Source organism: Pseudomonas khavaziana, from assembly GCF_019145205.1.
GTDB lineage: Bacteria > Pseudomonadota > Gammaproteobacteria > Pseudomonadales > Pseudomonadaceae > Aquipseudomonas > Aquipseudomonas khavaziana.
This window is the reverse complement of sequence record NZ_JAHSTT010000002.1, coordinates 727,534-753,001: the sequence shown is the minus strand read 5'-3', so window position 1 is coordinate 753,001 and position 25,468 is coordinate 727,534. Positions and strand designations below refer to the sequence as shown.

The 25,468-nt window shown below is 59.1% G+C and carries 26 protein-coding genes; 11 read left to right on the top strand and 15 right to left on the bottom strand.

Annotated elements, in window-relative coordinates:
• Positions 1 to 36: 36 nt before the first annotated feature.
• The gene (tyrS, locus tag KVH01_RS07935) at positions 37 to 1,236 is read right to left on the bottom strand and encodes a tyrosine--tRNA ligase (protein WP_043051180.1); all 1,200 of its coding nucleotides are present in this window, start codon (positions 1,234 to 1,236) and stop codon (positions 37 to 39) included.
• Positions 1,237 to 1,445: 209 nt separating this feature from the next.
• On the opposite strand from tyrS, the gene KVH01_RS07930 reads away from it, so the two are divergent.
• Together KVH01_RS07930 and KVH01_RS07925 are read left to right on the top strand one after the other, a co-directional pair.
• Complete coding sequence (locus KVH01_RS07930; protein WP_217880981.1) at positions 1,446 to 2,858, top strand: peptidoglycan DD-metalloendopeptidase family protein; 1,413 nt, start codon at positions 1,446 to 1,448, stop codon at positions 2,856 to 2,858.
• Positions 2,859 to 2,861: 3 nt separating this feature from the next.
• Positions 2,862 to 3,953, top strand: a complete 1,092-nt coding sequence (locus KVH01_RS07925) for an anhydro-N-acetylmuramic acid kinase (protein ID WP_217880980.1) — start codon at positions 2,862 to 2,864, stop codon at positions 3,951 to 3,953.
• Between the two features lie 75 nt (positions 3,954 to 4,028).
• On the opposite strand, the gene erpA is transcribed toward KVH01_RS07925, so the two are convergent.
• Both erpA and argC read right to left on the bottom strand, forming a co-directional pair.
• Positions 4,029 to 4,379 carry an iron-sulfur cluster insertion protein ErpA gene (gene erpA, locus KVH01_RS07920; protein ID WP_003176443.1) on the bottom strand — a complete coding sequence of 117 codons (351 nt, stop codon included), beginning with the start codon at positions 4,377 to 4,379 and terminating at the stop codon, positions 4,029 to 4,031.
• Between the two features lie 165 nt (positions 4,380 to 4,544).
• Positions 4,545 to 5,579: an N-acetyl-gamma-glutamyl-phosphate reductase gene (gene argC / locus KVH01_RS07915; protein WP_043051177.1), complete on the bottom strand. Its 1,035-nt coding sequence runs from the start codon at positions 5,577 to 5,579 to the stop codon at positions 4,545 to 4,547.
• Positions 5,580 to 5,714: 135 nt separating this feature from the next.
• Between argC and hemJ the strand changes: the two genes are divergently transcribed.
• From hemJ to coq7, 6 genes are all read left to right on the top strand, one after another.
• Complete coding sequence (hemJ, locus tag KVH01_RS07910) at positions 5,715 to 6,143, top strand: protoporphyrinogen oxidase HemJ (RefSeq protein WP_217880979.1); 429 nt, start codon at positions 5,715 to 5,717, stop codon at positions 6,141 to 6,143.
• Positions 6,144 to 6,167: 24 nt separating this feature from the next.
• Positions 6,168 to 7,130, top strand: a complete 963-nt coding sequence (locus KVH01_RS07905) for an NAD(P)H-dependent flavin oxidoreductase (protein ID WP_217880978.1) — start codon at positions 6,168 to 6,170, stop codon at positions 7,128 to 7,130.
• Between the two features lie 68 nt (positions 7,131 to 7,198).
• The gene (locus KVH01_RS07900; protein WP_217880977.1) at positions 7,199 to 8,161 is read left to right on the top strand and encodes a DUF805 domain-containing protein; all 963 of its coding nucleotides are present in this window, start codon (positions 7,199 to 7,201) and stop codon (positions 8,159 to 8,161) included.
• A 63-nt stretch (positions 8,162 to 8,224) separates the two neighbouring features.
• Positions 8,225 to 9,013, top strand: a complete 789-nt coding sequence (locus tag KVH01_RS07895; protein WP_043051173.1) for an SDR family NAD(P)-dependent oxidoreductase — start codon at positions 8,225 to 8,227, stop codon at positions 9,011 to 9,013.
• A 46-nt stretch (positions 9,014 to 9,059) separates the two neighbouring features.
• Positions 9,060 to 9,398, top strand: a complete 339-nt coding sequence (locus KVH01_RS07890; RefSeq protein WP_043051172.1) for a histidine triad nucleotide-binding protein — start codon at positions 9,060 to 9,062, stop codon at positions 9,396 to 9,398.
• Between the two features lie 85 nt (positions 9,399 to 9,483).
• Positions 9,484 to 10,131, top strand: coding sequence for a 2-polyprenyl-3-methyl-6-methoxy-1,4-benzoquinone monooxygenase (coq7, locus tag KVH01_RS07885; protein ID WP_043051171.1), 648 nt, complete (start codon positions 9,484 to 9,486; stop codon positions 10,129 to 10,131).
• A gap of 69 nt (positions 10,132 to 10,200) precedes the next feature.
• Here the strand turns inward: coq7 and KVH01_RS07880 are convergent, their stop codons facing one another.
• Positions 10,201 to 10,623: an OsmC family protein gene (locus tag KVH01_RS07880; RefSeq protein ID WP_217880976.1), complete on the bottom strand. Its 423-nt coding sequence runs from the start codon at positions 10,621 to 10,623 to the stop codon at positions 10,201 to 10,203.
• A gap of 244 nt (positions 10,624 to 10,867) precedes the next feature.
• On the opposite strand from KVH01_RS07880, the gene crp reads away from it, so the two are divergent.
• Positions 10,868 to 11,512 (top strand): cAMP-activated global transcriptional regulator CRP, encoded by a 645-nt coding sequence (gene crp / locus KVH01_RS07875; protein ID WP_217880975.1) that lies wholly within the window; start codon positions 10,868 to 10,870, stop codon positions 11,510 to 11,512.
• Here the strand turns inward: crp and KVH01_RS07870 are convergent.
• The 4 genes from KVH01_RS07870 to KVH01_RS07855 all read right to left on the bottom strand — a co-directional run bounded on the left by KVH01_RS07870 (position 11,509) and on the right by KVH01_RS07855 (position 14,832).
• Positions 11,509 to 12,204, bottom strand: a complete 696-nt coding sequence (locus tag KVH01_RS07870) for a lipoate--protein ligase family protein (RefSeq protein ID WP_217880974.1) — start codon at positions 12,202 to 12,204, stop codon at positions 11,509 to 11,511. The two genes, crp and KVH01_RS07870, sit on opposite strands and share 4 nt — an antisense overlap.
• A 142-nt stretch (positions 12,205 to 12,346) precedes the next feature.
• Positions 12,347 to 13,183, bottom strand: a complete 837-nt coding sequence (trpC, locus tag KVH01_RS07865) for an indole-3-glycerol phosphate synthase TrpC (protein WP_217880973.1) — start codon at positions 13,181 to 13,183, stop codon at positions 12,347 to 12,349.
• Positions 13,180 to 14,229, bottom strand: a complete 1,050-nt coding sequence (gene trpD, locus KVH01_RS07860; protein WP_043051166.1) for an anthranilate phosphoribosyltransferase — start codon at positions 14,227 to 14,229, stop codon at positions 13,180 to 13,182. The genes trpC and trpD overlap by 4 nt, the downstream gene beginning before the upstream one ends.
• A gap of 9 nt (positions 14,230 to 14,238) precedes the next feature.
• Positions 14,239 to 14,832, bottom strand: a complete 594-nt coding sequence (locus KVH01_RS07855) for an aminodeoxychorismate/anthranilate synthase component II (RefSeq protein WP_217880972.1) — start codon at positions 14,830 to 14,832, stop codon at positions 14,239 to 14,241.
• A 410-nt stretch (positions 14,833 to 15,242) separates the two neighbouring features.
• Between KVH01_RS07855 and estP the strand changes: the two genes are divergently transcribed.
• The gene (estP, locus tag KVH01_RS07850) at positions 15,243 to 17,165 is read left to right on the top strand and encodes an esterase EstP (protein WP_217880971.1); all 1,923 of its coding nucleotides are present in this window, start codon (positions 15,243 to 15,245) and stop codon (positions 17,163 to 17,165) included.
• Between the two features lie 122 nt (positions 17,166 to 17,287).
• On the opposite strand, the gene trpE is transcribed toward estP, so the two are convergent.
• The 4 genes from trpE to KVH01_RS07830 all read right to left on the bottom strand — a co-directional run bounded on the left by trpE (position 17,288) and on the right by KVH01_RS07830 (position 21,559).
• Complete coding sequence (gene trpE, locus KVH01_RS07845; protein ID WP_217880970.1) at positions 17,288 to 18,769, bottom strand: anthranilate synthase component I; 1,482 nt, start codon at positions 18,767 to 18,769, stop codon at positions 17,288 to 17,290.
• 68 nt (positions 18,770 to 18,837) lie between these two features.
• Positions 18,838 to 19,656 carry a phosphoglycolate phosphatase gene (locus tag KVH01_RS07840; protein WP_217880969.1) on the bottom strand — a complete coding sequence of 273 codons (819 nt, stop codon included), beginning with the start codon at positions 19,654 to 19,656 and terminating at the stop codon, positions 18,838 to 18,840.
• Positions 19,653 to 20,327, bottom strand: coding sequence for a ribulose-phosphate 3-epimerase (rpe, locus tag KVH01_RS07835; protein WP_043051161.1), 675 nt, complete (start codon positions 20,325 to 20,327; stop codon positions 19,653 to 19,655). Before rpe ends, KVH01_RS07840 begins: the two co-directional genes overlap by 4 nt.
• Before the next feature lie 83 nt (positions 20,328 to 20,410).
• Positions 20,411 to 21,559 (bottom strand): iron-containing alcohol dehydrogenase, encoded by a 1,149-nt coding sequence (locus tag KVH01_RS07830; protein WP_043051160.1) that lies wholly within the window; start codon positions 21,557 to 21,559, stop codon positions 20,411 to 20,413.
• Between the two features lie 227 nt (positions 21,560 to 21,786).
• Between KVH01_RS07830 and KVH01_RS07825 the strand changes: the two genes are divergently transcribed.
• Positions 21,787 to 22,761 (top strand): alpha/beta hydrolase family protein, encoded by a 975-nt coding sequence (locus KVH01_RS07825; RefSeq protein ID WP_217880968.1) that lies wholly within the window; start codon positions 21,787 to 21,789, stop codon positions 22,759 to 22,761.
• Between the two features lie 145 nt (positions 22,762 to 22,906).
• On the opposite strand, the gene KVH01_RS07820 is transcribed toward KVH01_RS07825, so the two are convergent.
• The 3 genes from KVH01_RS07820 to KVH01_RS07810 are packed head-to-tail and all read right to left on the bottom strand — an operon-like array spanning position 22,907 to position 25,372.
• Positions 22,907 to 23,674 carry a TerB family tellurite resistance protein gene (locus tag KVH01_RS07820; RefSeq protein WP_217880967.1) on the bottom strand — a complete coding sequence of 256 codons (768 nt, stop codon included), beginning with the start codon at positions 23,672 to 23,674 and terminating at the stop codon, positions 22,907 to 22,909.
• A gap of 1 nt (position 23,675) precedes the next feature.
• Entirely contained in the window at positions 23,676 to 24,350 is a 675-nt protein-coding gene (murU, locus tag KVH01_RS07815; RefSeq protein WP_217880966.1) for an N-acetylmuramate alpha-1-phosphate uridylyltransferase MurU, read from the bottom strand.
• Positions 24,347 to 25,372 (bottom strand): aminoglycoside phosphotransferase family protein, encoded by a 1,026-nt coding sequence (locus KVH01_RS07810; RefSeq protein ID WP_217880965.1) that lies wholly within the window; start codon positions 25,370 to 25,372, stop codon positions 24,347 to 24,349. Before KVH01_RS07810 ends, murU begins: the two co-directional genes overlap by 4 nt.
• Between the last annotated feature and the right edge of the window lie 96 nt (positions 25,373 to 25,468).

Here is a 25,468-nt window from a genome sequence, read left to right as displayed (position 1 = left end):
ACAGATATAATTCGCCGTCAACACCTAATTTCAGACTTATTCGGATTTGAGCGTAATACGCGCAAATGCCTTCTTTCCTGCCTGACACACATGGGTAGCGCCCAGCTCGTATACAAAGGTGCGATCTACTACCTCACCATCTATACGCACGCCGCCCGACCCCAAGAGATCACGAGCGACCGCCGAGTTCTTTACCAAGCCCGCCTTATTGAGGACAGCCGCAATCGGCATCGCCTCAACAGCCGTCAACTCAATCTCCGGCAGGTCGTCAGGAAGTTCGCCATCCTTCATACGATTACCCGCAGCGCGGTGGGCATTGGCCGCAGCCTCCTCGCCATGGAAGCGCGCAACAATCTCTTCTGCCAGCTTGATCTTCACATCGCGAGGGTTGGCACCCGCCTCTACATCCGCACGCAGCGCGTTAATTTCGTCCATCGAGCGGAAGCTCAACAGTTCGAAGTAACGCCACATCAAAGCATCCGGAATAGAAACCAGCTTGCCGTACATCACACCCGGCGCTTCCTGAATGCCAACATAGTTACCCAAGGACTTGGACATCTTCTTGACGCCATCCAACCCCTCAAGCAACGGCATGGTCAGAATGCACTGAGCCTCCTGACCATACGCACGCTGCAGCTCACGCCCCATCAGCAGGTTGAACTTCTGATCAGTGCCGCCCAGCTCGACATCCGCACGCAGCGCTACCGAGTCATACCCCTGAACAAGCGGGTAAAGGAACTCATGGATCGCGATTGGCTGATTGGTGGAGTAGCGTTTGTCGAAGTCATCGCGCTCGAGCATGCGCGCCACAGTGTACTGAGAGGTCAGGCGAATGAAGTCTGCCGGCCCCATCTTGTCCATCCAGGTTGAGTTGAACGCCACCTCGGTCTTGGCTGGATCAAGGATCTTGAATACCTGCGTCTTATAGGTCTCGGCATTATCGAGCACCTGCTCGCGAGTCAGCGGCGGGCGCGTTGCGCTCTTGCCACTCGGATCACCAATCATTCCGGTGAAGTCACCAATGAGGAAGATGACCTGGTGACCCAACTCCTGGAACTGACGCAGCTTATTAATAAGCACGGTGTGACCCAGGTGCAGATCCGGCGCGGTCGGATCAAAGCCAGCCTTGATACGCAAGGGCTGGCCGCGCTTGAGCTTTTCAATCAGCTCAGACTCGACCAACAATTCGTCCGCACCACGTTTTATCAGCGCTAGCTGCTCTTCAACCGACTTCATAACAGACCCGCAAGGCTCAGATTCAAAAGGGAACCAACCATACAAGATCAGGGACTAATTACAAGTTTTGCCCTGCGCACAGACACCGTTCAGCAAGCCCAGCGTTCGCGAGCTTGCGCCACAGATGATTTGGTTATATTTTATACAGTTATTTCATCTTCATCATGTCATTCATCTTTTCCATTTCATCTTCAAAGTCAAAATTACCTATGACCACTGAACCGTCTAAAGCGCCGCCGCTTTACCCGAAGACCCACCTGCTCGCCGCAAGTGGTATCGCCGCCCTTCTCAGCCTGGCGCTCCTGGTATTCCCTTCCAGTGACGTAGAAGCCAAACGAACATCCCTTAGCCTTGAACTGGAAAGTCCTGCTGAGCAACTGACACAAGATCAAGACGCTTCCGACGCCCAACAAGCCACAAATACCCCTATTGAATCGCCTTTCGCACAGATCGAAAGCACTTCTGAAGACACCCAACAAGCTACCCTAGACCAACCTGCGGTCGCCGTAGCCAAAGGCCCTCAACATCGAGAAGTCATCGTAAGCAGAGGCGACACGCTATCAACGCTGTTCGAAAAAGTCGGACTGCCTGCCGCGACCGTCACCGAGGTTTTAGCCAGCGATAAGCAAGCCAAGCAATTCACCCAGCTCAAACGCGGCCAAAAGCTTGAATTTGAACTGACGCCAGACGGCCAGTTGAACAACCTGCACACCAGCCTCAGTGACCTGGAAAGCATCAGCCTGAGCAAAGGTGCCAAAGGTTTCGCCTTCAACCGCATCACCACCAAGCCAGTTATGCGTTCCGCCTACGTCCATGGGGTGATCAACAGCTCCTTGTCACAATCGGCTGCGCGCGCCGGCCTGTCCCACAGCATGACCATGGACATGGCCAGCGTATTTGGCTACGACATCGACTTCGCCCAGGACATCCGCCAGGGTGACGAATTCGACGTGATCTACGAGCAGAAAGTCGCCAACGGCAAAGTAGTAGGCACAGGCAACATTCTCTCTGCACGTTTCACCAACCGCGGCAAAACCTACACCGCTGTGCGCTACACGAACAAACAAGGCAATAGCAGCTATTACACGGCTGATGGCAACAGCATGCGTAAGGCCTTCATCCGTACGCCCGTGGACTTCGCCCGTATTAGCTCGCGTTTCTCCATGGGTCGCAAGCATCCAATTCTGAACAAAATCCGCGCGCATAAGGGCGTCGACTATGCCGCTCCGCGCGGTACGCCTATCAAGGCAGCTGGCGACGGCAAAGTGCTGTTGGCGGGACGTCGCGGCGGTTACGGCAATACGGTGATCATCCAACACGGCAATACCTACCGCACGCTGTATGGCCACATGCAAGGGTTCGCCAAGGGCGTCAAGACTGGCGGCAACGTGAAACAGGGCCAAGTAATCGGCTACATCGGCACTACTGGCCTGTCCACCGGGCCGCACTTGCACTATGAGTTCCAGGTCAATGGCGTACACGTTGACCCACTGGGCCAGAAGCTGCCGATGGCCGACCCGATCGCCAAAGCCGAACGCGCACGCTTCATGCAACAGAGCCAACCGCTGATGGCGCGAATGGATCAAGAGCGTTCCACCTTGCTGGCTTCGGCGAAGCGTTAGGGCATGCCGCTCTATATCGGTGTGATGTCCGGGACCAGCCTCGACGGCCTGGATATCGCTCTTATTGAGCAGGGTACGGCGATTAATCTGATCGCCACCCTTTACATCCCTATGCCCGACACCTTGCGCACTGAGCTATTGAGCCTGTGCGCCAGCGGCCCGGATGAAATCGCCCGGTCTGCTATTGCCCAGCAACAGTGGGTAACGCTGGCCGCCCAAGGTATCCGCACCTTGCTGGAACAGCACGATTTCAAGCCTCAGGACATCCGCGCGATTGGCAGCCATGGCCAGACGATTCGCCACGAACCAGCCCGAGGCTTCACCGTGCAGATCGGCAACCCCGCCCTGCTCACCGAGATGACCGGCATCACCGTAGTCAGCGACTTCCGCAGCCGTGATGTTGCCGCTGGCGGCCAGGGTGCGCCCTTGGTCCCTGCGTTTCATGAAGCCTTGTTCGGCGAACACACGGGCAACCGCGCGGTGTTGAATATTGGCGGGTTCAGCAACCTCAGCCTGATTGAGACGAACAAGCCTGTCGCCGGCTTCGACTGCGGCCCGGGCAACGTCCTCCTGGATGCCTGGATTCACCTGCAGCGCGGCGAACACTTTGATCGCGACGGGCAATGGGCTGCCAGCGGCAAGGTCCAGCCCCGGCTACTTAACACATTGCTCAGCGACCCGTTCTTCTTGACCAAAGGCCCAAAAAGTACGGGGCGCGAAGTGTTCAACCTCGCGTGGCTGCAGGGGCACCTTGCCCGTTTGCCTGTGTTTGAACCTCAGGACGTACAGGCCACGTTACTGGAACTGACGGCCCTCACTATCATCGAGTCCCTGCAAAGCGCCCAACCAACCACACAGACCTTACTGATCTGCGGCGGCGGCGCCCATAACAAAACACTGATGGATCGTCTGACAGCGCTGTTGCCCACCACCCACGTCAGCAGCACAGCCACCTACGGCGTAGACCCCGACTGGGTAGAAGCCATGGCCTTCGCCTGGCTGGCTCATTGCTGCCTGGAAGGCATTGCCGCCAACCGCCCCAGTGTCACCGGTGCCAGCGGCCTTCGGGTACTCGGCGCGATCTACCCCGCCTGAATGCCCAGACAGCAAAACGCCGCCTGGCTTAATCAAAGCCCGGCGGCGTTTTTTTGTTGCGGACGAGGTGACCGATCAGATCGAGAACGAAGACCCACAACCACAGGTAGTGGTGGCATTAGGGTTCTTGATCACGAAACGCGAGCCTTCCAGACCTTCCTGGTAATCCACCTCGGCACCTGCCAGGTACTGGAAACTCATCGGGTCCACGACGAGGCTGACGCCCTCGCGCTCGACGATGGTGTCGTCATCGGCCACATCTTCATCGAAGGTAAAACCGTACTGAAACCCTGAACAACCGCCGCCCGTAACGAATACGCGCAGCTTCAAGCGATCATTACCCTCTTCATCGACCAGGCTCTTCACCTTGTGCGCAGCACCGTGGGTAAATTGCAAAGCCGTGGGGGTGAAGGATTCAACGCTCATGCTGATAATCTCCCGGCGTAGCGCCGTCATATGCGTAATGGCCGGTATTATCCGCTTCTCCTAGAAAAGCGGTCAACTATTGTTACGGTATATCAATCTGCACAGCCGCCATCAAAAACGCAAAAGGCCCGATCAGCGGGCCTTTTGCGTAACGGTCTATGAGCGTTAAGGCAGCATGCCTGCGTGGGAAAGGCCCAGCTTCTCATCCAGGCCGAACAGGATGTTCATGTTCTGCACCGCCTGGCCCGACGCGCCCTTGACCAGGTTGTCGATCACCGAAAGCACCACGACCAGGTCGCCATCCTGCGGGCGATGCACTGCAATACGGCACACATTGGCGCCACGCACACTGCGGGTTTCCGGATGACTGCCCGCTGGCATCACATCGACGAACGGCTCACTGGCGTAACGTTTTTCAAACAATGCCTGCAAGTCTACCGAGCGGTCAGTAACGGTCGCATACAGCGTGGAGTGAATCCCACGGATCATCGGCGTCAGGTGCGGCACAAAGGTCAGGCCCACATCCTTACCGGCAGCGCGACGCAGTCCCTGGCGGATTTCTGGCAAGTGACGATGCCCTTTTACCGCATAGGCCTTCATGCTTTCCGACGTTTCGGAGTACAGAGAACCTACCGCAGCGCCCCGCCCCGCCCCGCTGACACCTGACTTGCAGTCGGCGATCAGGCGCGAAGCATCCGCCAAGCCCGCTTCCAGCAATGGCAGGAAGCCCAGTTGCGTCGCAGTTGGATAGCAACCCGGCACCGCAATCAGGCGTGCTTGCTTGATCTGCTCACGGTTGACTTCCGGCAGGCCGTAGACCGCCTCCTCCAACAACTGCGGCGCACCGTGGGGTTGGCCGTACCACTTGGCCCATTCATCAGCATCCTGCAGGCGGAAGTCCGCCGACAAGTCGATGACCTTTGTACCCGCCGCCAACAACTCACCCGCCAACGCATGGGCAACACCGTGAGGCGTGGCAAAGAACACCACATCACAGGCGCCCAGGGTCTTGATATCCGGCACGCTGAACGCCAGGCCGTCATAGTGGCCTCGCAGGTTCGGGTACATATCGGCCACGGCCAGCCCAGCTTCGGATCGGGAAGTGATGACCACCACCTCAGCCTGCGGATGCTGGGCCAACAGACGCAGCAATTCGACACCGGTGTAACCCGTGCCGCCGACGATACCGACCTTGACCATAAACCTGCCCTCAACGAACCCACTGGAAAGCCGTCGATAATAGGGGCCGCATCGTCCTGCGACAACCGTCAACGTGACGTACGGGCGCATGAGCCACTACTATCTTGGCTACCGTGAACCTGGGAATAACTAAAAATGCTCTATCTATGGATCAAAGCCCTCCACATCGTCAGCATCGTCTGCTGGTTTGCCGGGCTGTTCTATCTGCCGCGCCTGTTCGTCTACCACGCCCAAAGCGACGACACCGTCAGCAAAGAACGCTTCAGCGTCATGGAGCGTAAGCTGTACCGGGGCATCATGCGCCCGGCGATGGTTGCCACATTGATCTTCGGTATCTGGATGCTGGCGCTGAACCCCGGCATTTTCCAATCCGGCGCATGGATCCACGCCAAGCTGACCCTGGTCGTGCTACTTATCGGCTACCACCATATGTGCGGCGCGCAGGTGAAACGCTTCGCCCGTGGCGAGAACACCCGCAGCCATGTCTTTTATCGCTGGTTCAATGAAGTGCCGGTTCTGATATTGCTGGCTATCGTAATTTTGGTCGTGGTCAAACCGTTCTAACTTCAATTACTCGGGGAACCTCCAATGTCGCTGCCCGCTTTGCTGGAACAACGTCTGCGCCTGCCCGTGGTGGCTGCGCCGATGTTTCTGATCTCCAACCCGCAACTGGTCCTGGCCTGCTGTCGTAACGGGGTGGTCGGGAGCTTCCCGGCGCTCAACCAACGTGAGAGCAGCGGTTTCAGGACCTGGCTGGAAGAAATCGAAGCGGGCCTGGCGCAGCTGGACAACCCAGCGCCCTATGCCGTGAACCTGATCGTGCATAACAGCAACCCACGGCTGGAAGCCGATTTGGCGATCTGTGTGGAGCACAAGGTGCCCATCGTCATTACCAGCCTCGGTGCGGTGAAGGAGTTGGTCGATGCCGTCCACAGCTACGGCGGCTTGGTGTTTCATGACGTCACGACCCGACGTCATGCCGAGAAAGCCGCTGCGGCGGGGGTCGATGGCCTGATCGCCGTAGCCGCCGGGGCCGGCGGCCATGCCGGCACCTGGAGTCCCTTCTCGCTGATTGCCGAAATTCGCCAATTCTTCGACAAAACCCTGCTGCTGGCCGGTTGCCTCAACCATGGCCACGAAATTCTCGCCGCCCAGTTGCTGGGAGCCGACTTGGCGTATTTCGGCACGCGCTTTATCGGTACTACCGAAAGCCACGCGCCAGATGCCTATAAAGAGATGCTGCTCACATCGCGCGCCGCCGACATCGTGCACACTCCCGCAGTCTCCGGCGTACCTGCGAGCTTTATGCGCCAGAGCCTGGAAAATGCCGGTTTCGACCTCGCAGCGCTGCAAGGCAAAGGTGAAGTCAATTTCGGCTCCAAACTCAAACCGTTGAGTGATGAGGCCAAAGCGTGGAAAACTGTATGGTCCGCCGGTCAGGGCGTCGGTGAAATCGATGATTTACCCAGCGTCGATGAACTCGTCGCCCGCCTGGATGCCGAATACCGCAAAGCACGCGAGCAGGCCGCGCAACTGCGCTGGCCACGCTGACCCACTGCACGGCCCGCCGATTGGACGGGCCTGCACACCCTCCCTGATTAAGTGACAAGGATGCCCGCATGAGCGACAACCGTTTCAAGATTGTGTTTGACGGAGCCTTGCTCCCGGGTGTCGAAAGCACCACCGCCAAGCTGAATCTCGCCGAGCTGTTCAAGAGCGATGTCGACGCGATCGAAAAACTCTTTACCGGCCGCCCGGTCGCGCTCAAACGCGACCTTTCCCGCCCAGATGCGGAAACCTACCTGACGGCATTGAAAAACGCCGGGGTCGACGCACGCATCGAAGCCGAACAACCTGTAGCATTCAGCCTCGCTGAAACCCACGAGACGAGTTCCTCTGGCTCCGACTTTTCCCGCTCCGAAGCTTCACCTTATGCCCCGCCACGCGCTGCGGTTGGTGATGACTTGCCGGAGTTCGCCACTCTCAAGGTCTTCACCATCCACGGGCGCATCGGCCGCCTGCGTTACCTGGCCTGGACGCTGGCACTGACCGTCGCGATGCTGGTGGCTGCTGGCATCATCAGTACCGTCGGCTTCGCGGTGGCGACTGCCTCACCAACCATCGCCATCATTCTCGGCTCGCTGCTGGGTTTCGCGTTATTTGTTGCCCTCGTCGTAGTAAGCGTACAAATCGGCGTGCAACGCCTGCACGACCTGGGCTGGTCTGGCTGGCTGTACCTGCTGAACCTGGTGCCACTGGTCAATAGCGTTTTCCCCATCCTGTTGCTGGTATTGCCGGGCAACGCGGGAGCCAACCAATACGGCGCACCGCCACCACCCAACTCTACAGCGGTGAAAATCCTGGCCTCGCTATGGCTGGCGTTTATTCCATTGATGCTCATCATCGGCCTGACCCTGGGCATGAACGGCTATCTGGACCAACTTGAAGCCAACATGGACAGCAGCTACGAAAGCAGCTCCATCACCTCCGATGAAGACGTTGATCAAAGCGTCATCGTAGATGATGCCGCAGCGCAAAGTGCTGACGACGCAGCCGAACCTGTAGACTCTCCAGAACAGTGAAGAAACGCCCGCCGCCTGTGACGCCACTGTCACAGGCCAGGCGGCGTTGCGATGGAGAAAGGCATGACCCGTTACGCTCTGATCACCGGCGCCTCCAGCGGCATCGGCCTGGCCTTGGCCGAAGCCCTGGCTCGACGCGGCCGCAGCTTGATTCTGGTGGCCCGCCAGCGTGATCAGTTGGAAAGCATTGCTCTGGAGTTGACTCAACGCTTCGGCGTCGAGGTGTTGTTTCGTGCCTGCGACTTGGGTGAGCCGCTGCGTTTGTCCGGTTTTTTGCTGGAGCTTGAAGAAGGTGAGCGACAGATTGACCTGCTGATCAACTGCGCTGGCATTGGCACCAGCGGGCCGTTCCTGGCCCAGGACTGGATGACCGAGCAGGACCTGATCGAAGTCAACATCCTGGCCCTCACCCGCATGTGCCATGCCCTTGGCAATGCCATGGCGCTGCACGGTGGCGGGCAGATTCTAAACGTCGCGTCGGTTGCAGCCTTTCAGCCAGGCCCTTGGATGAGCAGCTACTACGCCAGCAAAGCCTATGTACTGCACTTTTCAGAAGGCTTGCGCGAAGAGTTGAAGACGTGTGGCATCAAGGTCTCGGTACTTTGCCCGGGCCCTACGCGCACCGCCTTCTTCGGCACTGCGCAGATGGATACGGCCAAACTTGACCGCAGCCAGCAACTGATGAGCCCGGAAGAAGTCGCGCTCTACACGGTGCGCGCGCTGGAAAAGAACAAAGCCATCATCATTCCCGGGCGCCGCAACCGCTGGCTCGCATTCAGCCCGCGCCTCAGCCCGCGTTGGCTGACCCGCAAGATTGCCGGCGCCATCAACAAAGCCTATTGCCCGCGCTGATCGCCTGCGTACACTCACCCTGCATTTTCATAATGGAGAAACAGCTGTGGATACTCTGTTCACCAAGATCATCAACAGAGAAATACCCGCGAACATCATCTACGAAGATGATCAAGTCCTCGCCTTCCACGATATCGCCCCGCAAGCACCGGTACATTTTCTGGTTATCCCGAAAAAGCCCGTTCGTACCCTGAATGACCTGACCGAAGATGATAAGGCCCTGGCCGGCCATATCCTGTTTACAGCCCAGCGACTGGCGCTGGAGTTGGGTTGTGAACAGGGTTTTCGGGTCGTGATGAACTGCAACGAGATGGGTGGGCAGACTGTTTATCACATCCATATGCATGTGCTCGGTCAGCGCCAGATGAACTGGCCGCCAGGCTGAGGGGCGAGGGTCAAATTGACTCAGCGCAAACGCTTTGCCCTCTCTTGCGGTAAACTGGCCGCCGAGATTCTTCCCGGAGGTCAGCATGACTACCCAACGTCACTACTCGCCGATTGACCGTCTGTTGCTGCAAGCCGATATGGCCATGCGCACGCTGCTGCCATTCAGCGGCCAACCGTACCGCCCATCGCCCGCCATTGTGCAGCCCGATGCGCAGTTGAGCGAAACGGACACCCGTCACGTCGCCGGCCTGATGCGTATCAATCATACCGGTGAAGTCTGTGCCCAGGCGCTGTATCAGGGTCAGGCGCTGACCGCCAAGTTGCCGCAGGTACGTGCAGCGATGGAACATGCAGCCGAGGAAGAGATCGATCATCTGGCCTGGTGCGAACAACGTATCCGCCAGTTGGGCAGTCATCCCAGCGTGCTGAACCCTCTGTTTTATGGTCTGTCGTTTGGTATCGGCGCTGCCGCCGGGTTGATCAGCGACAAAGTCAGCCTCGGATTTGTCGCCGCGACCGAACATCAGGTCTGCAAGCACCTGGATGAACATCTGGAGCAGTTGCCGGCCGAAGACGACAAGTCCCGTGCGATTCTTGAGCAGATGCGCATCGATGAAGAACACCATGCAGAAAGCGCTCTGGACGCGGGCGGCTTCCGCTTCCCAGCCCCGGTGAGGTTTGGCATGAGCCTGATGGCCAAGGTCATGACCAAAAGCACTTATAGAATCTAAAGTGCATCAAATTCAAACCGGAAAAAAGGGCGCTTGAAGCGCCCTTTCTCTTGCCTGCGATTCCAGCAGTCAGCCCAACTCGATGATTTCGTAATCGTGAGTGATGGCCACACCTGCGGCACCGAGCATGATCGACGCCGAGCAATACTTCTCGGCGGACAGCTCAATGGCACGCTTGACCTGAGCTTCCTTGAGCGCACGTCCCTTGACCACGAAATGCATATGGATCTTGGTAAATACCTTGGGATCCTCAGTGGCGCGCTCGGCGTCCAGGAAGGCTTCGCAGCTTTCCACAGCCTGGCGGGACTTCTTCAGGATGCTGACCACATCGAAATTGCTGCAACCACCAACCCCCAGCAGCAACATTTCCATCGGGCGTACCCCCAGGTTACGGCCACCGGCTTCCGGCGGGCCGTCCATGACCACCACATGACCGCTACCCGACTCACCGAGGAACATGGCTTCGCCCGCCCATTGGATGCGTGCCTTCATCGCCCAGACTCCACTGCTAAAAAAGGGTCGCCAGCTTAGCACAGGGCCTCAAAACCACGGCGCTCCGCCTGAATTTGTTAAATGACAGCGTTTGCCAAGCAATTTCGCTAATCGAGGCAGAATGTGTCTGGTAAGCTGGCGCCAAATCAATGGCGCATTGCCATGATTTTTACAGTGCGTATCAATATTGAGGCCGCTGGATAAAAACAACGTCAACCACCGCGCAGTCTTTCGGGAAACAACCATGGTTGCTCTTACTCCCACACCCAAGATCAAGAACCTCGACAAGCTGTTGATGCATTGCCAGCGCCGACGGCATCCGGCCAAACACAACATCATCTGCGCTGGCGAGCGCTCAGAAACCCTGTTTTTCATTATCAAGGGCTCGGTCACCATCCTGATCGAGGATGAAGACGGTCGCGAAATGATCATCGCGTACCTGAACACTGGAGATTTCTTCGGGGAGTTGGGGCTGTTTGAGCAGGCGGGCAAAGAACAGGAGCGCAGTGCCTGGGTGCGCACTAAGGTTGAGTGCGACGTCGCCGAGATCAGCTATACGAAATTTCGCGAACTGGCCCAGCATGATCCGGATATCTTGTATGCCCTGAGCGGTCAGATCGCCCAACGCCTGCGTGATACCACGCGCAAGGTCGGCGACCTGGCGTTTTTCGATGTCACCGGTCGTGTAGCGCGCTGCCTGCTGGAGTTGTGCAAACAGCCCGACGCCATGACCCATCCCGACGGTATGCAGATCAAGGTAACGCGCCAGGAGATAGGGCGTATTGTCGGTTGTTCAAGGGAGATGGTCGGCCGTGTGCTCAAGGATCTGGAAGAGCGCAACCTGGTACACGTCAAAGGCAAGACGATGGTGGTATTCGGTACCCGCTAAACCTGCAGGAAGCTGGCCAGCATCTGACGGTACAACCGGTCGAGCCGACTGATCGCATCCGGTGCGGGAAACGCTTCGTGCAGGGCGATATGGCTCTCGGCACGCACCCGCTGTTCCAGGCCACAGGTTTGATTGAAACGGTTGACTGCTTCAATTAATTCCTCGCGCTCGTTATCCAGCAGCATGGCACCATGGATCAAGCCCACCGGACGGCCACCGCTCTGTCGCCAGCGCTGGGCGGTACCCACCATCTTGCGACCGTTGAGATTGACGTTATAGCGACCGTCGCAAAACGCCCCGTCGATTTCACCAACGGAGGCATTGCCGCCCAACTCGAGAAGAAAATCACAGATCGGCTGGCACAAGCGCTGGTAACCGGTTTCGATCCGCCCTTGGTCGCTCTCACTCCGCGGTGGCGCATACACCAGGGCGATATTTACTGTGGCAGCGGACTGCGGCACAGGCTCACCCCCAGTTTCGCGCAGCAACACCGGCCAACCGGCCTCCGCCGAGACTTGGCTGGCCGCTGCAAATGCTGGCAGCCGACTCAAACGGCGCGGCATGACCAACGCCTGGTCGCTGGGCTGCCAGAACAACAGCCCGAAGTCCTGCTCGCCCGCGCCAACGGCTGCCAACAGCTGTTGCTCGGCGGCAAGGCCCGCTTCGACAGTCATGATCACGGGCTGAATCATCGAACACCTACCTTTCAGATTAAACACAAGACCCAATGTGGGAGGGGGCTTGCTCCCGATAGCGAACCTTCAGCCGACTGATCATCAACTGAAAGAATGCTATCGGGGCAAGCCCCCTCCCACATTTTATTGCGCACTTCAATCAATCTAATGTCGAACCGCTGACTGTCACGCCACGCTCCGGGAAGAACAGCCGTTGCAACTCCGCCCCCGGGTTCTCGGCACGCATGAACGTCTCGCCCACCAGGAACGAGTAAACGCCGCTGATTTCCATCAACTCCACGTCGGCACGATTGACGATGCCACTCTCGGTAATCACCAAGCGATCACGGGGAATACGCGGCAACAGATCCAGGGTATTTTCCAGGCTGACTTCAAACGTATGCAGGTTACGGTTGTTGACCCCCACCAGCGGCGTGTCGAGGGTTTTCAGTGCGCGCTCAAGCTCGTCGCCGTCATGCACTTCAACCAATACATCAAGACCGACGCTTTTGGCCACCGCCGCCAACTCAGCCATTTTCACGTCATCCAGTGCGGAGACGATCAATAACACGCAGTCAGCGCCCAAGGCTCGGGCTTCGACGATCTGGTAAGGGTCAACCATGAAGTCCTTGCGGATCACCGGCAACTTGCATGCACCACGAGCCTGTTGCAGGAACAAGTCGGAACCCTGGAAGTAGTCGATATCGGTCAGCACGGACAGGCAAGTCGCCCCGCCCTTCTCATAGCTGGCGGCGATTTCAGCCGGTACAAAGTTTTCGCGAATCACGCCTTTGCTCGGCGAGGCTTTTTTCACCTCGGCGATCACAGCCGGCTGCTTGAGCTTGGCCTGGGCGATCAAGGCATTGGCAAAACCTCGTGGCGCATCGGCGGCCTTCGCCTGCGCCTCCAGCTCGGCCAGGCTCACGCGGGCGCGGCGCTCGGCCACCTCTTCGGCCTTGCGGGCCAGGATCTTTTCCAGAACGGTCGGCACACTCATCCTTCATTCTCCATCTTGAATACGGCAGTGAAGGCTCCTAGCTCTTCGAGCTTCTCACGAGCCAGACCAGTGTGCAGCGCATCGTGGGCCAAGGCGACACCTTCCTTAAGACTATAGGCGTGGTCGGCTGCGTAAAGTGCCGCGCCAGCATTCAGAACAATCATCTCCGCGGCCTTCTGACCGTTTTCGGTCTTACGGCGCCCCAGAGCATCACGAATCAGTTCCAGAGAAGCTGCCGGGCTTTCCACCGCCAAGCCGTGCAAGCTCTGGCTCTTCATGCCCAAGTCCTCAGGCTCGACCCAATACTCAGTGACCTCATCGTTCTTCAGCTCTGCGACAAAGGTCGGCGCCGCCAGGCTGAATTCGTCCAAGCCATCCTTGGAATGCACCACGAGCACATGCTTGCTGCCCAGACGCTGCAAGACTTCGGCCAGTGGCCGGCACAACGCCTGACTGAACACACCCACCACCTGATGCTTCACGCCGGCCGGATTCGTAAGCGGGCCGAGCATGTTGAAGAGCGTACGCAGGCCGAGGTCCTTACGCGGGCCGGCAGCGTGCTTCATCGCGCCGTGATGGGACTGGGCAAACATGAAGCCAATGCCAACGCTGTCAATGCAGCGTGCTACTTGTACCGGCGTAAGATTCAGGTAGATACCCGCCGCTTCCAGCAAATCGGCACTGCCGCTCTTGCCGGACACCGCACGGTTACCATGTTTGGCGACGGTGCAGCCAGCCGCAGCCACCACAAAAGACGAGGCCGTCGACACGTTGAAAATGTTCGCACCGTCACCGCCGGTGCCGACCACATCGACAACGCCGTCGAGGGTCTTGAGTTCGACCCTGTCCGCCAGCTCACGCATCACCGACACCGCACCGACAATTTCGTCGATGCTTTCGCTCTTCATGCGCATTGCCATCATAAAGGCGCCGATCTGCGCGTCGGTACATTGACCGGTCATGATCTCGCGCATCACATCGCTCATTTCGGCGGTGCTCAGGTCCAGATGGCCGACGATACGGTTCAGGGCAGTCTTGATATCCATGAAAAGTCCTTAGCGCGTGCCGCCGCTCTGCTTGAGAAAGTTGGCGAACAGCTCGTAGCCCTGCTCGGTCAGGATTGATTCAGGGTGAAACTGCACCCCTTCGATATTCAGTGTCTTGTGACGCAGGCCCATGATCTCATCGACCGAGCCGTCCTCCAGCTGGGTCCAGGCGGTTAACTCCAGGCATTCAGGCAAGGTTTCGCGCTTGACCACCAGCGAGTGATAACGGGTCACCGTCACGGGCAGGTTCAGGCCACGGAACACGCCGATATCCTTATGGAACACCGGGCTGGTCTTGCCATGCATGACCTGGCGCGCACGTACAACGTCACCGCCAAACGCCTGACCGATGGACTGATGGCCAAGGCATACGCCCAGGATCGGCAGCTTTCCGGCGAAATAGCTGATCGCTTCAAGAGAGATGCCCGCTTCGGTCGGCGTGCAAGGGCCTGGCGAAACCACGATGCGCTCCGGATTCAGGGCGGCAATTTCGGCGACGGTCAGTTCATCGTTGCGCACGACCCTGACCTCGGCACCGAGCTCGCCAAGGTATTGCACAACGTTGTAGGTAAAGGAGTCGTAGTTATCAATCATCAGCAACATGTGGGGTTCAAGCCTCTTGAATTCACTGATTTCAAATGACGGCCTTCCTAGAGAGTGACCCGCTGCCACGCACGTTCCGATTGCCAGGGGTAGCCGGCAAAGGGCGTCAGACAACGGGTGAAGAAGGCAAATCTTTACAGGTCCGGCCGGGCCGGCGGAGAAAAATGTCAGGCGCGCCAACGCCAACGGGCGTGTGCCTTGACTACTCGCATCAAGAGTTTGCTGATGATCAACACGGGGAGGGTCTCATTTATACGTTCAGGCACAGTAACGTAGCCTAGCCAGCGGTGCAATATGGAGCCGTAAATACGGGAAGGCGAGTAGGCAAATTCGGTATATCCCTACAGAAATTATCAGAAGTTTTGCTAGTGTTTGAGTTCCGATACAAAAACAACCAAATGGAACCTTGCATGTTCAGACCAGCATTTTTCGCACCCCTTGCCGGTTGTATCTTGTCATTGGCATGCGCCCAGGCGTTCGCAGCTCCGTCGCCATATTCAACGATGGTGGTTTTTGGTGACAGCCTGGCTGATGCCGGCCAGTTTCCCGATGGCTCGAATGGCTCCACGCTACGCTTTACCAACCGTACAGGCCCGACATTCCAGGGTGAATACGGCCTGGTTTCATCGACCCTGTTGGGCGCGAAACTGGGAGTAGCCCCCAACGACCTGAACGCCTCCACCTCACCGGTTCGCGCAGCCCAGGGCTTGCCAGATGGCAACAACTGGGCCGTCGGTGGCTACCGTACCGACGATATCCTCGACTCAATTACCTCGGTTTCAGATGCCGCCATCCCACCCGGCAACCCTGGTGCGGGCACAGTTTTGCGCAGCCGCCAGGGATATCTGCCAGCCAACGGCGGACGGGCCGACCCCAATGCACTGTACTTTCTCTCCGGCGGCGGCAATGACTTCCTCCAAGGCCGCGTACTCAGCCCGGAACAAGCGGTCGCCGCCGGCGGGCGCCTGGCTGACAGCGCCCAGGCGCTGCAACAAGCCGGTGCGCGTTACATCATGGTGTGGATGTTGCCCGACCTTGGGTTGACGCCCGCCATCAATGGCACCCCGCAGCAGGCCGCGACCTCGGCCCTGAGCAATATATTCAACCAGTCATTGGTTCAGCGCCTGTCGCACGTCGACGCCCAGGTTATCCCGTTGAATATCCCATTGCTGTTGAAGGAAGCTTTCGCCGATCCAGCGCGCTTCGGCCTGGCCACGGGGCAGAATTTGACCGGCACCTGTTTCAGCGGCAACAGCTGCACCGCTAACCCAACCTATGGCATTGGTGGTACCAACCCGGACCCGACCAAGCTGATCTACAACGACTCGGTCCACCCTACGGTGGCGGGGCAACAATTGATTGCCGACTACGCCTACTCGCTGCTGGCGGCGCCTTGGGAGCTGACCTTGCTGCCGGAAATGGCCCAAGGCACATTGCGCGCCCACCAGGACGAGCTGCGCAATCAATGGCAAGCAGACAACGGCAACTGGCAAGCCGTCGGTCAATGGCGTGCAATCGTGGCCGGCGGTGGGCAGCGTCTGGATTTCGACGACCAGAGCAGTTCGGCCAGTGGCGACGGCAGCGGCTACAACCTGAATATCGGCGGCAGCTACCGGCTCGATGAAAACTGGCGCGTAGGTGTTGCCGCCGGCCTGTATCGACAGACACTGGAAGCTGGCACCAACGACTCGGACTACAAGCTCAACAGCTACATGGGCACGGCCTTCGCTCAATACCAGCAAAATCACTGGTGGGCCGATGCCGCCGTGACCGGCGGCAAGCTGGACTTCGACAGCCTCAAGCGCAAGTTCGCCCTGGGCGTGAACGAAGCGTCCGAAAAAGGCGATACCGATGGCTGGCTCTGGGCCTTGAGCGGCCGACTGGGCTATGACCTTGCTGCACCGGGCAGCGACTGGCACCTGTCGCCGTTCATCAGCGCCGACTATGCACGCGTCGAAGTGAATGGTTACTCGGAGAAAAACAGCCGCTCCACCGCACTGACCTTCGATGATCAACAACGCGACTCCAAGCGTCTTGGCCTCGGCCTGCAGGGCAGCTACCGCATCACACCGCAAACCCAGGTGTTCGGCGAAGTGGCCCACGAGCACGAGTTCGAAAATGACACCCAGAAGGTGAATATTTCGCTCAACAGCGTGCAGGGAATCGACTTCAAGCTGGACGGGTATACGCCTCGCAGCAACTCTGACCGTTTGAGCCTGGGTGTCAGCCACAAGCTGACTCAGGACCTGGCGTTGCGGGCGGCGTATAACCTCAGGAAGGATGACAATTTGACCCAGCAAGGGGTCAATGTAGGGGTCAGTCTGGATTTCTAAATACTGCACAAAACAAATGTGGGAGCTGGCTTGCCTGCGATGGCGGTAGATCAGTCACTAAATATCTCGAGTGACACACCGCCATCGCGGGCAAGCCCGCTCCCACATTTTTTATTTCAGCTTTAGTCTTGTGGAGTTTGCTCCGCCAGCGCCACGGCACGGAACATCGCCCGGCGCTTGTTCAGGGTTTCTTCCCATTCAAGGGCCGGCACCGAGTCAGCCACAATCCCTCCTCCGGCCTGCACATGCAGCTCGCCGTCCTTGATCACCGCGGTGCGGATCGCAATCGCAGTGTCCATATTGCCGTTCCAGGCAAAATACCCCACGGCACCGCCATAGACACCACGCTTGACCGGCTCCAGTTCATCGATGATTTCCATGGCGCGGATCTTCGGCGCACCCGACAGCGTGCCCGCCGGCAGAATCGCCCGCAACGCATCCATCGCCGTCAATCCGGCTTTCAGTTCGCCGGTGACGTTGGACACGATATGCATCACGTTGGAATAGCGCTCGATGACCATCTTCTCGGTCAGTTTCACCGAGCCGATTTCAGAGACACGCCCGGTGTCGTTGCGGCCCAGGTCGATCAGCATCAGGTGCTCGGCGATTTCCTTGTCGTCGCTGAGCAGGTCTTCTTCCAGCGCCACATCCGCTTCTTCGGTCGCGCCGCGCGGGCGAGTACCGGCGATCGGGCGCACGGTGATCAGGTTGTCTTCGACACGTACCAGCACTTCCGGCGAACTGCCTACCACATGGAAGTCGCCAAAATTGAAGAAGTACATGTAGGGGGTCGGGTTGAAGCAACGCAGCGCCCGGTAGAGGTCAATCGGCGCAGCCTTGAAGTCGATGGACATACGTTGCGACGGCACCACCTGCATGCAGTCACCGGCAAGGATATATTCCTTGATGGTGTCGACCGCACGCTCGTAGTCGGCCTGGGTAAAGCTGGAACGGAACACCGGGTCGGCCGCCGGTGGTCGGCTGAGGTCCAGGCCGCGACGCGGGGTGATCGGCTGACGCAGTTTTTCCAGCAACGCTTCAAGGCTGGCCTGGCCTTGGTCGAAGGCGGCCTCTTGGGCAGGGTCGGCAAGAACAATCGCATGCATCTTGCCGGCAAGGTTGTCGAACACCACCACCGCGTCGGACACCATCAGCAAAATGTCCGGTACACCCAAAGGGTCCGGATTCGGACATTTCCCCAGGCGCTTTTCTACATAACGCACGCAGTCGTAGCCGAAATACCCCACCAACCCACCGTTGAAACGCGGCAGGCCAGGAATAGTTGGCACGTTGTAGCGTGCCTTGAAGGTTTCGACAAAGGCCAGCGGGTCGTCTACGTCATGGCTTTCGATCTCGACACCGTCATGGGTGATGCTCACATGATGGTCGTGTACCCGCAACACGGTGCGGCATGGCAAGCCGATGATCGAGTAACGGCCCCACTTCTCGCCGCCCTGTACCGACTCGAGCAGGTAGGAATTGGGCTCGTCGGCCAGTTTCAGGTAGATCGACAGTGGCGTATCGAAGTCGGCCAGGGTTTCGCAGGCCAGGGGAATACGGTTATAGCCGGCAGCGGCCAAACGCAGGAATTCTTCACGGATCATGGGGTGCCTCGTGGCATGAGGGACAAACGGTCAGGTAGGCAAACGTGCCGCAGCGCGGCGAGGATCAGTCAGGCGCGCCAACGCCAGCGGGCCAGGGCCTTGATGACTTTCATCCAGAGTTTGCGAGTAACCACCACGATGGCGTTTCCAGAAGGGGACGGATCAATGTCGGGCAACGTTATCTCAGCGCCCGCTCCCAGGCAACCGGGGATTAACAGTCGTAGGTCGTCAATCACCAGGGCCGGCGATTCTTCTGCAATCGGCCGCCCATGGTTGTAGCCGTAGCTCAGGGCCACGCACTTGACTCCGGCGGCCTTTGCCGCCAGTACATCGCTGCGCGAATCGCCGACAAACAATGATTGGGACGCGGGGATATTGGCCATTTTCATCACGAAGAACAGCGCAGCCGGGTCTGGCTTCTTCTGCGGCAAGGTGTCGCCACCGATGATCCAGCGGAAATAACGACCGATCTTCATCTGGTCCAACAAAGGTGCGACAAAACGCTCCGGCTTGTTGGTGATCAAGGCCATTTCCACCCCCTGCTTGCTCAACCATTTGAGCGTGTCACGCACACCGGGGTAGACAACGGTGAGCTCATGGCCATTTTCATAGGCCACATTGAACAACTCCAGGGCGTGTTCGGCCTCGACGTCATCCACGCCTTCGGCGTCGATATGGTTGGCAAGGGCCCGGCGCACCAGCATCTGCACACCGTTGCCCACCCATTCACGCACCGATTCGCCCCCCGCCGGCTTGCGTCCCAGCTTGAGCAGCATTTCATCCACCGCCGCCGCCAGGTCGGGCACCGAATCGATCAAGGTACCGTCCAGATCGAACATCACCAGCCGTGGCAGTTTGCCGGGGAACAACTGCTCAAAGCCGCTCATGGACGCGCCAGCGCCAGTTCGGCGCGCATCTTGTCGATGACGGCCTGGTAGTCCGGGGCATTGAAGATCGCTGAGCCAGCCACGAAGGTGTCAGCGCCAGCAGCAGCGATCTCACGGATGTTGTTGACGTTAACCCCACCGTCGATTTCCAGGCGGATATCGCGGCCGGACGCATCGATCAGTGCGCGAGCTTCGCGCAGCTTGTTCAAGGTGCCAGGAATGAACTTCTGCCCGCCGAAGCCTGGGTTGACACTCATCAGCAAGACCATGTCGACCTTGTCCATCACGTACTCAAGCACGCTCAGCGGGGTGGCCGGATTGAACACCAGGCCCGCCTTGCAGCCGCCTTCGCGGATCAGTTGCAGGGTACGGTCGACGTGCAGAGTGGCTTCCGGGTGGAAGGTGATATAGGTCGCACCGGCCTCAATGAAGTCACCAATAATGCGGTCCACAGGGCTGACCATCAGGTGCGCGTCGATCGGTGCGGTGACGCCGTACTTGCGCAGCGCGGCGCAGACCATCGGGCCGATGGTCAGGTTGGGCACGTAGTGATTGTCCATGACATCGAAGTGCACGAAGTCGGCGCCGGCGGCCAACACTTTGTCCACTTCTTCACCCAGGCGGGCGAAGTCGGCGGAGAGAATCGATGGAGCGATGACGAAGGGCTGCATGACGCACCTTTTTGAGCTAAATCACGATGGCGCGCATTGTATACCTCATGCTTTGCTGCGCGCACGGTGACCTATCTCAATGGTTAATAAGCCGCCCGGTAGATTTTCTCGATATCCGCCGCGCTGAGCTGACGCGGATTATTGCGCATCAGGCGCTCGATACCTGCCGCCTCCGTGGCCATGGACGCAATGGCATCCTCGGGCACTCCGAAACTGCGCAGCCCCGCCGGGATCTCCACTGCGGCACACAAGCGCGTCATGGCCTCCACGGCACGGTCGGCAGCATCGTTGACACTCAAGCCGGCCACGTTCACACCCATGGCCTGAGCAATATCCTGCATTCGTTCAACACATGCCAATTTGTTCCAATGCATCACATAGGGCAGCAGCAGCGCATTGCTCACACCATGGGCGATATTGAAGCGCCCACCCAGCGGATACGCCAGCGCATGCACGGCGCCGACCCCAGCGTTACCAAAGGCCATGCCGGCCATGAGGCTGGCGGTGGCCATGTCGTCACGGGCCTGCAGATTGGCCGGGTTGGCGTAAGCCTTGGGCAGCGCGCGGGCAATCAACTTGATCGCACCGATGGCCAGGGCGTCAGTAATTGGCGAGGCATTCAGTGACAGGTAGGATTCGATGGCGTGCACCAGGGCGTCCACACCACTGGCGGCAGTGACGCTGCGCGGGCAGGTCAGGGTCATTTGCGGGCTGATCAGCGCCACATCCGGCAGCAGGTAGTCGCTGACGATGCCTTTTTTCAACTGTGCGGCCTTGTCGGAAAGGATCGCCACATTGGTCACTTCCGAGCCGGTACCGGCCGTGGTGGGGATGGCGATCAGCGGCGGGCCCTTACGCGGCACCTGGTCGACGCCGAACAAGTCCGCCAGCGCGCCGTGGTAGCCGGCATAGGCTGCCACGCTCTTGGCAATATCAATGGCACTGCCGCCACCCACGCCAATAAGACCGTCATGCCCACCCTCGCGATACGCACGCATGCAGTCTTCGACGATGGCGATTTCCGGGTCAGGCAGCACACGATCAAAAATTTCGTAGGCGCGATCACCCAGGTGTTCCAGGGCCAACGCCACGGTGCCGGACTTGACCAGCGCGGCGTCGGTGACGATCAGCGGATTATCGACATCCAGGCGCGTGAGCTCAGCGGCCAGTTGTTCAATGGCGCCCGCACCGGTAAGCAGTTTGTGGGCGATCTTGAATGAGGAAGTACTCATGTGCGCGGCCTCTTATTAATGTTGGGCTGGCACAAGAATAGCTGTTCACAGGGTGTTGTCTGCCATTCATTGGTTGAATGGTCAGAGGGCTCAGGCATCGCCCTACCCTTCAAGGTAAAGCACCAACAGTCGATAACCCGCTGAAAGCGAAAACCACTCCTCGCGACGCTGACAAATACCGACCAACCCATTAGGCTGCTGGAACCACTTCTGGCCGGGAATCAACGATGCTTTTTCTCCACCGTTCGGCACTGCCAGCATTGTGCCTGTCGCTACTACTGACCAACACTTTGCCAGTACAGGCCGCCGACGCAGCGGCGCCCGCGGACGAAAAACCCGTTGAACGCCACCCCCTGCCCGAACGCAGCCAGGCAGAAGCCGGCGCGCTCGAGCGGCAGGTTCCCCATGAGCAACAACAACAGTTGCAAGCCGGCAGCGATTCGTTCCTGGCACTCTGGAAGCCCGCCAACAGTGCCGAAGCTGAAGGCGTGGTGATTATTGTGCCAGGGGCCGGGGAGAACGCTGACTGGCCGCAAGCCATCGCGCCCTTGCGGAGCAAGTTACCGGATGCCCACTGGGGTACCCTGAGCCTGTCGTTGCCGGACGTGAATGTTGACACACTGCCCCCACGCGTCATCGAACCGCCCAAGGCTGCGGTCGATACCAGCAGTAAAGAGGGCAGCACGGCCGCCAAACCCGTCGAACAGGCCGCCAGCGCCGAGGCGGAAGGCACTGACCCAGCGGTGGTGCCGGGTGCGGATGAACAGGACAAGACCGACGCCAAGCGTATCTTCGACCGTATCGACGCCGCCGTTGCCTTTGCCCAGACCCAGAGCGCCCGAAGCGTGGTCTTGCTCGGTCATGGCACCGGCGCCTGGTGGGCGGCACGTTACCTGAGCGAGAAACAACCCTCCCAGGTGCAGAAATTGGTCATGGTGGCCGGAAAGACGCCCGCCGCCCGTCAACCAGACCTGCAACAACTGGCGCCGAGCTTGAAGGTGCCTACGGCGGATGTGTTCTATCAAGACGACGCGCAGGAACGTAAAAACGCGCAGGAACGCATTCAAGCCGCCAAACGCTCGAAAAATGACGCCTATAAGCAGGTATCACTCACGGCTTTGCCCGGCAACAGCGCAGCAGAGCAGGAACAGTTGTATCGGCGGGTTCGTGGATGGCTGAGCCCGCAGGCCGGCGCCAACTGATCACAAATTCGAAATCAATATAGACCAATGTGGGAGGGGGCTTGCTCCCGATAGCGGTGTATCAGTCAACATATTCATTGGCTGACAGCTCGCAATCGGGGGCAAGCCCCCTCCCACATTAGCTTGGGTTTTCAGGCCAATAGCCTCAGCGAAAATCCCGCCGCTCGCGAATCAACGCATAGGCGTTATGCAGCTCCCGGGTGCGCTCCGTCGCCTCCCGTACCTGCGCGGGACTGGCACCGCTGCCGGCGATCTTGTCCGGGTGGTGACGACTGAGCAGGCGGCGGTAGGCGCGCTTGATCACCGAGGGTTCGGTGGTTGCCGTCACGCCTAGAATCCGCAACGCCTCCTGATAAGCCCCGCCACGACTTGCCAATGGCTTACGCTCCGGCGCGTAATCGACTGCCAGCGCCTGGAGTTGTTGCGGCGTCCAGCCCAGCCACCTGCCCCACTGGTCGATCAGATCGCGCTCGGCATCATCCGCCCGGCCATCCGCCCAGGCCATGCGCCAACAAGCACGCAAGACGCCTTCCGCCGCATGGGGCTGGGCCTTGAGTACACGCAGGTAACTGCGTACCCGGACACTGGCGGACTTACCACGGTTGAATGCCATGATGGCGCGGCGCTGGGCCGGCTCGTTCATGTCCAACGAGCGCATTTCCTGACGCGCCTGCTGGATATGCCCATCGACAACCCGTCCATTACTCTTGGCCAGTCGCCCCAACAGCACAAACAACAATTCGTCGTTGCGCAATGCCGGCCGCCCGCCCAGGCGTTCGCGCAACTGCGCCCAACTGTGCAGCTGCAGGCGACGATCCAACGCCTGCCCCAGCAATGCACCCAACAAGGCCCCCGGAATACTGGCAATGGCAAAGCCAGCCCCGGCGCCGATAAGCGTCCCTGGCCACAACATCCTACTGCCCCGCTGTCAGCAGAGTTTCGACCTGTGCCAGGCGCTCCAGCGTGCCGACATCAATCCAACGTCCTTTCATGTGCTCCCCCGTTACCCGCCCTTTAGCCATGGCCGCCCGCAACAGCGGGGCCAGCTTGAAGGCACCCGCGCTGCAACCCGCGAACAATTGAGGGTCGAGCACTGATATGCCACTGAAGGTCAGGTTATCGGCACCGGGCGCCGCATCATGAAGCACGCCCTGATCCAGGTAGAAATCACCACCAGAGGGATGATGCGCCGGGTTGTCGACCATCACCAGGTGCGCCAAGCCCTTGAGCGGTTGCTTGAGACGGGCGAAGTCGTAGTCGGTCCAGATATCGCCATTGACCACCAGGAACGGTTCATCCCCCAGTAACGGCAGGGCCTGGAAAATCCCGCCGCCGGTTTCCAGCGGTTCGCCCTCCGGTGAATAGCGGATGCGCAGGCCGAACTGCGCACCATCGCCCAGGTAGCTCTCGATCTGCTGGCCGAGCCAGGCGTGGTTGATCACGATATCGGTGAAGCCGGCCTTGGCCAGCGCTTCCAGGTGATATTCGATCAGACGCTTGCCACCTGCCTGTACCAGCGGCTTGGGCGTATGCAGGGTGAGCGGACGCATGCGCTCGCCTTTGCCCGCCGCCAGGATCATGGCCTTCATACGCTCGCCTCGGCGGGTTGGCGCAGGCTGGCAAGCAACTCGCCCAGTTCGCTCAACTCAGGCCGGTCGGCGAGCACTGCTTCTATATAAGCTAAGAAGCGCGGCACGTCCGCCAGGTAGCGTGGCTTACCGTCGCGGTGGCAAATGCGCGAAAAGATGCCTATGACCTTGAGGTGGCGCTGCACACCCATCAGGTCGCTGGCGCGCAGGAAGTCTTCAAAATCATCCTGCACGGGAATCCCCAACTTGCCGGCACGCTCCCAGTAGCCGCGCTGCCAATCCCGCACACGGGCCTGGGGCCAACTGATGAAGGCGTCCTTGAACAGGCAGGTAATGTCGTAGGTCACCGGGCCATAGACCGCGTCCTGGAAATCCAGCACGCCAGGGCTGGGCTCGCTGATCATCAGGTTGCGCGGCATATAGTCGCGATGCACCAGCACCTTGGGCTGCGCCAGGGCACTGTCGATCAACTGCTCGCTGACACGCTGCCAAAGGGCCTGTTGCTCGGTATCAAAGTCGATCCCCAAGTGCCGGCGTACATACCACTCAGGGAACAATTCCAGCTCGCGGCGCAACAAGGCCACGTCGTAGCTGGGCAGTGGTTGGTCCATCGGCAGTTGCTGAAACGCGAGCAGCGCATCGATGGCATCGGCAAATAATTGATCGGCGTTTTCACCGTCAATCACGTCCAGATAGGTTTTTCTGCCCAGGTCATTAAGCAAAAGAAAGCCACGGGGCAAATCTTCTGCATAAATTTTCGGCACATTTATTCCGGATTTCGCCAGCAGATGCGCGATATCGACGAAAGGTTTGCAGTTTTCCTGGGGAGGTGGCGCGTCCATGACAACGAACGTATGGTCACCGCCCTCCCAGCGGAAGTAGCGCCTGAAACTCGCGTCACTGCTGGCCGCGGTCAATGTGGCCGGGGGTACGGCACCCCAGTCCTGGGCGTTGAATAGGATTGGCAACTGCTCATCCAGCCAGACTTCCAGCTGTTGTAAACGTAGATCTTGCTCGGGCATTACAGAGGTCTCCGACGGCGCTAGCCGTCAAGCGGGGCATGCTTTATTATCACGCATCTTTTTCAGACCATCGAGAGGCGTGCGGCCCAAACCGCG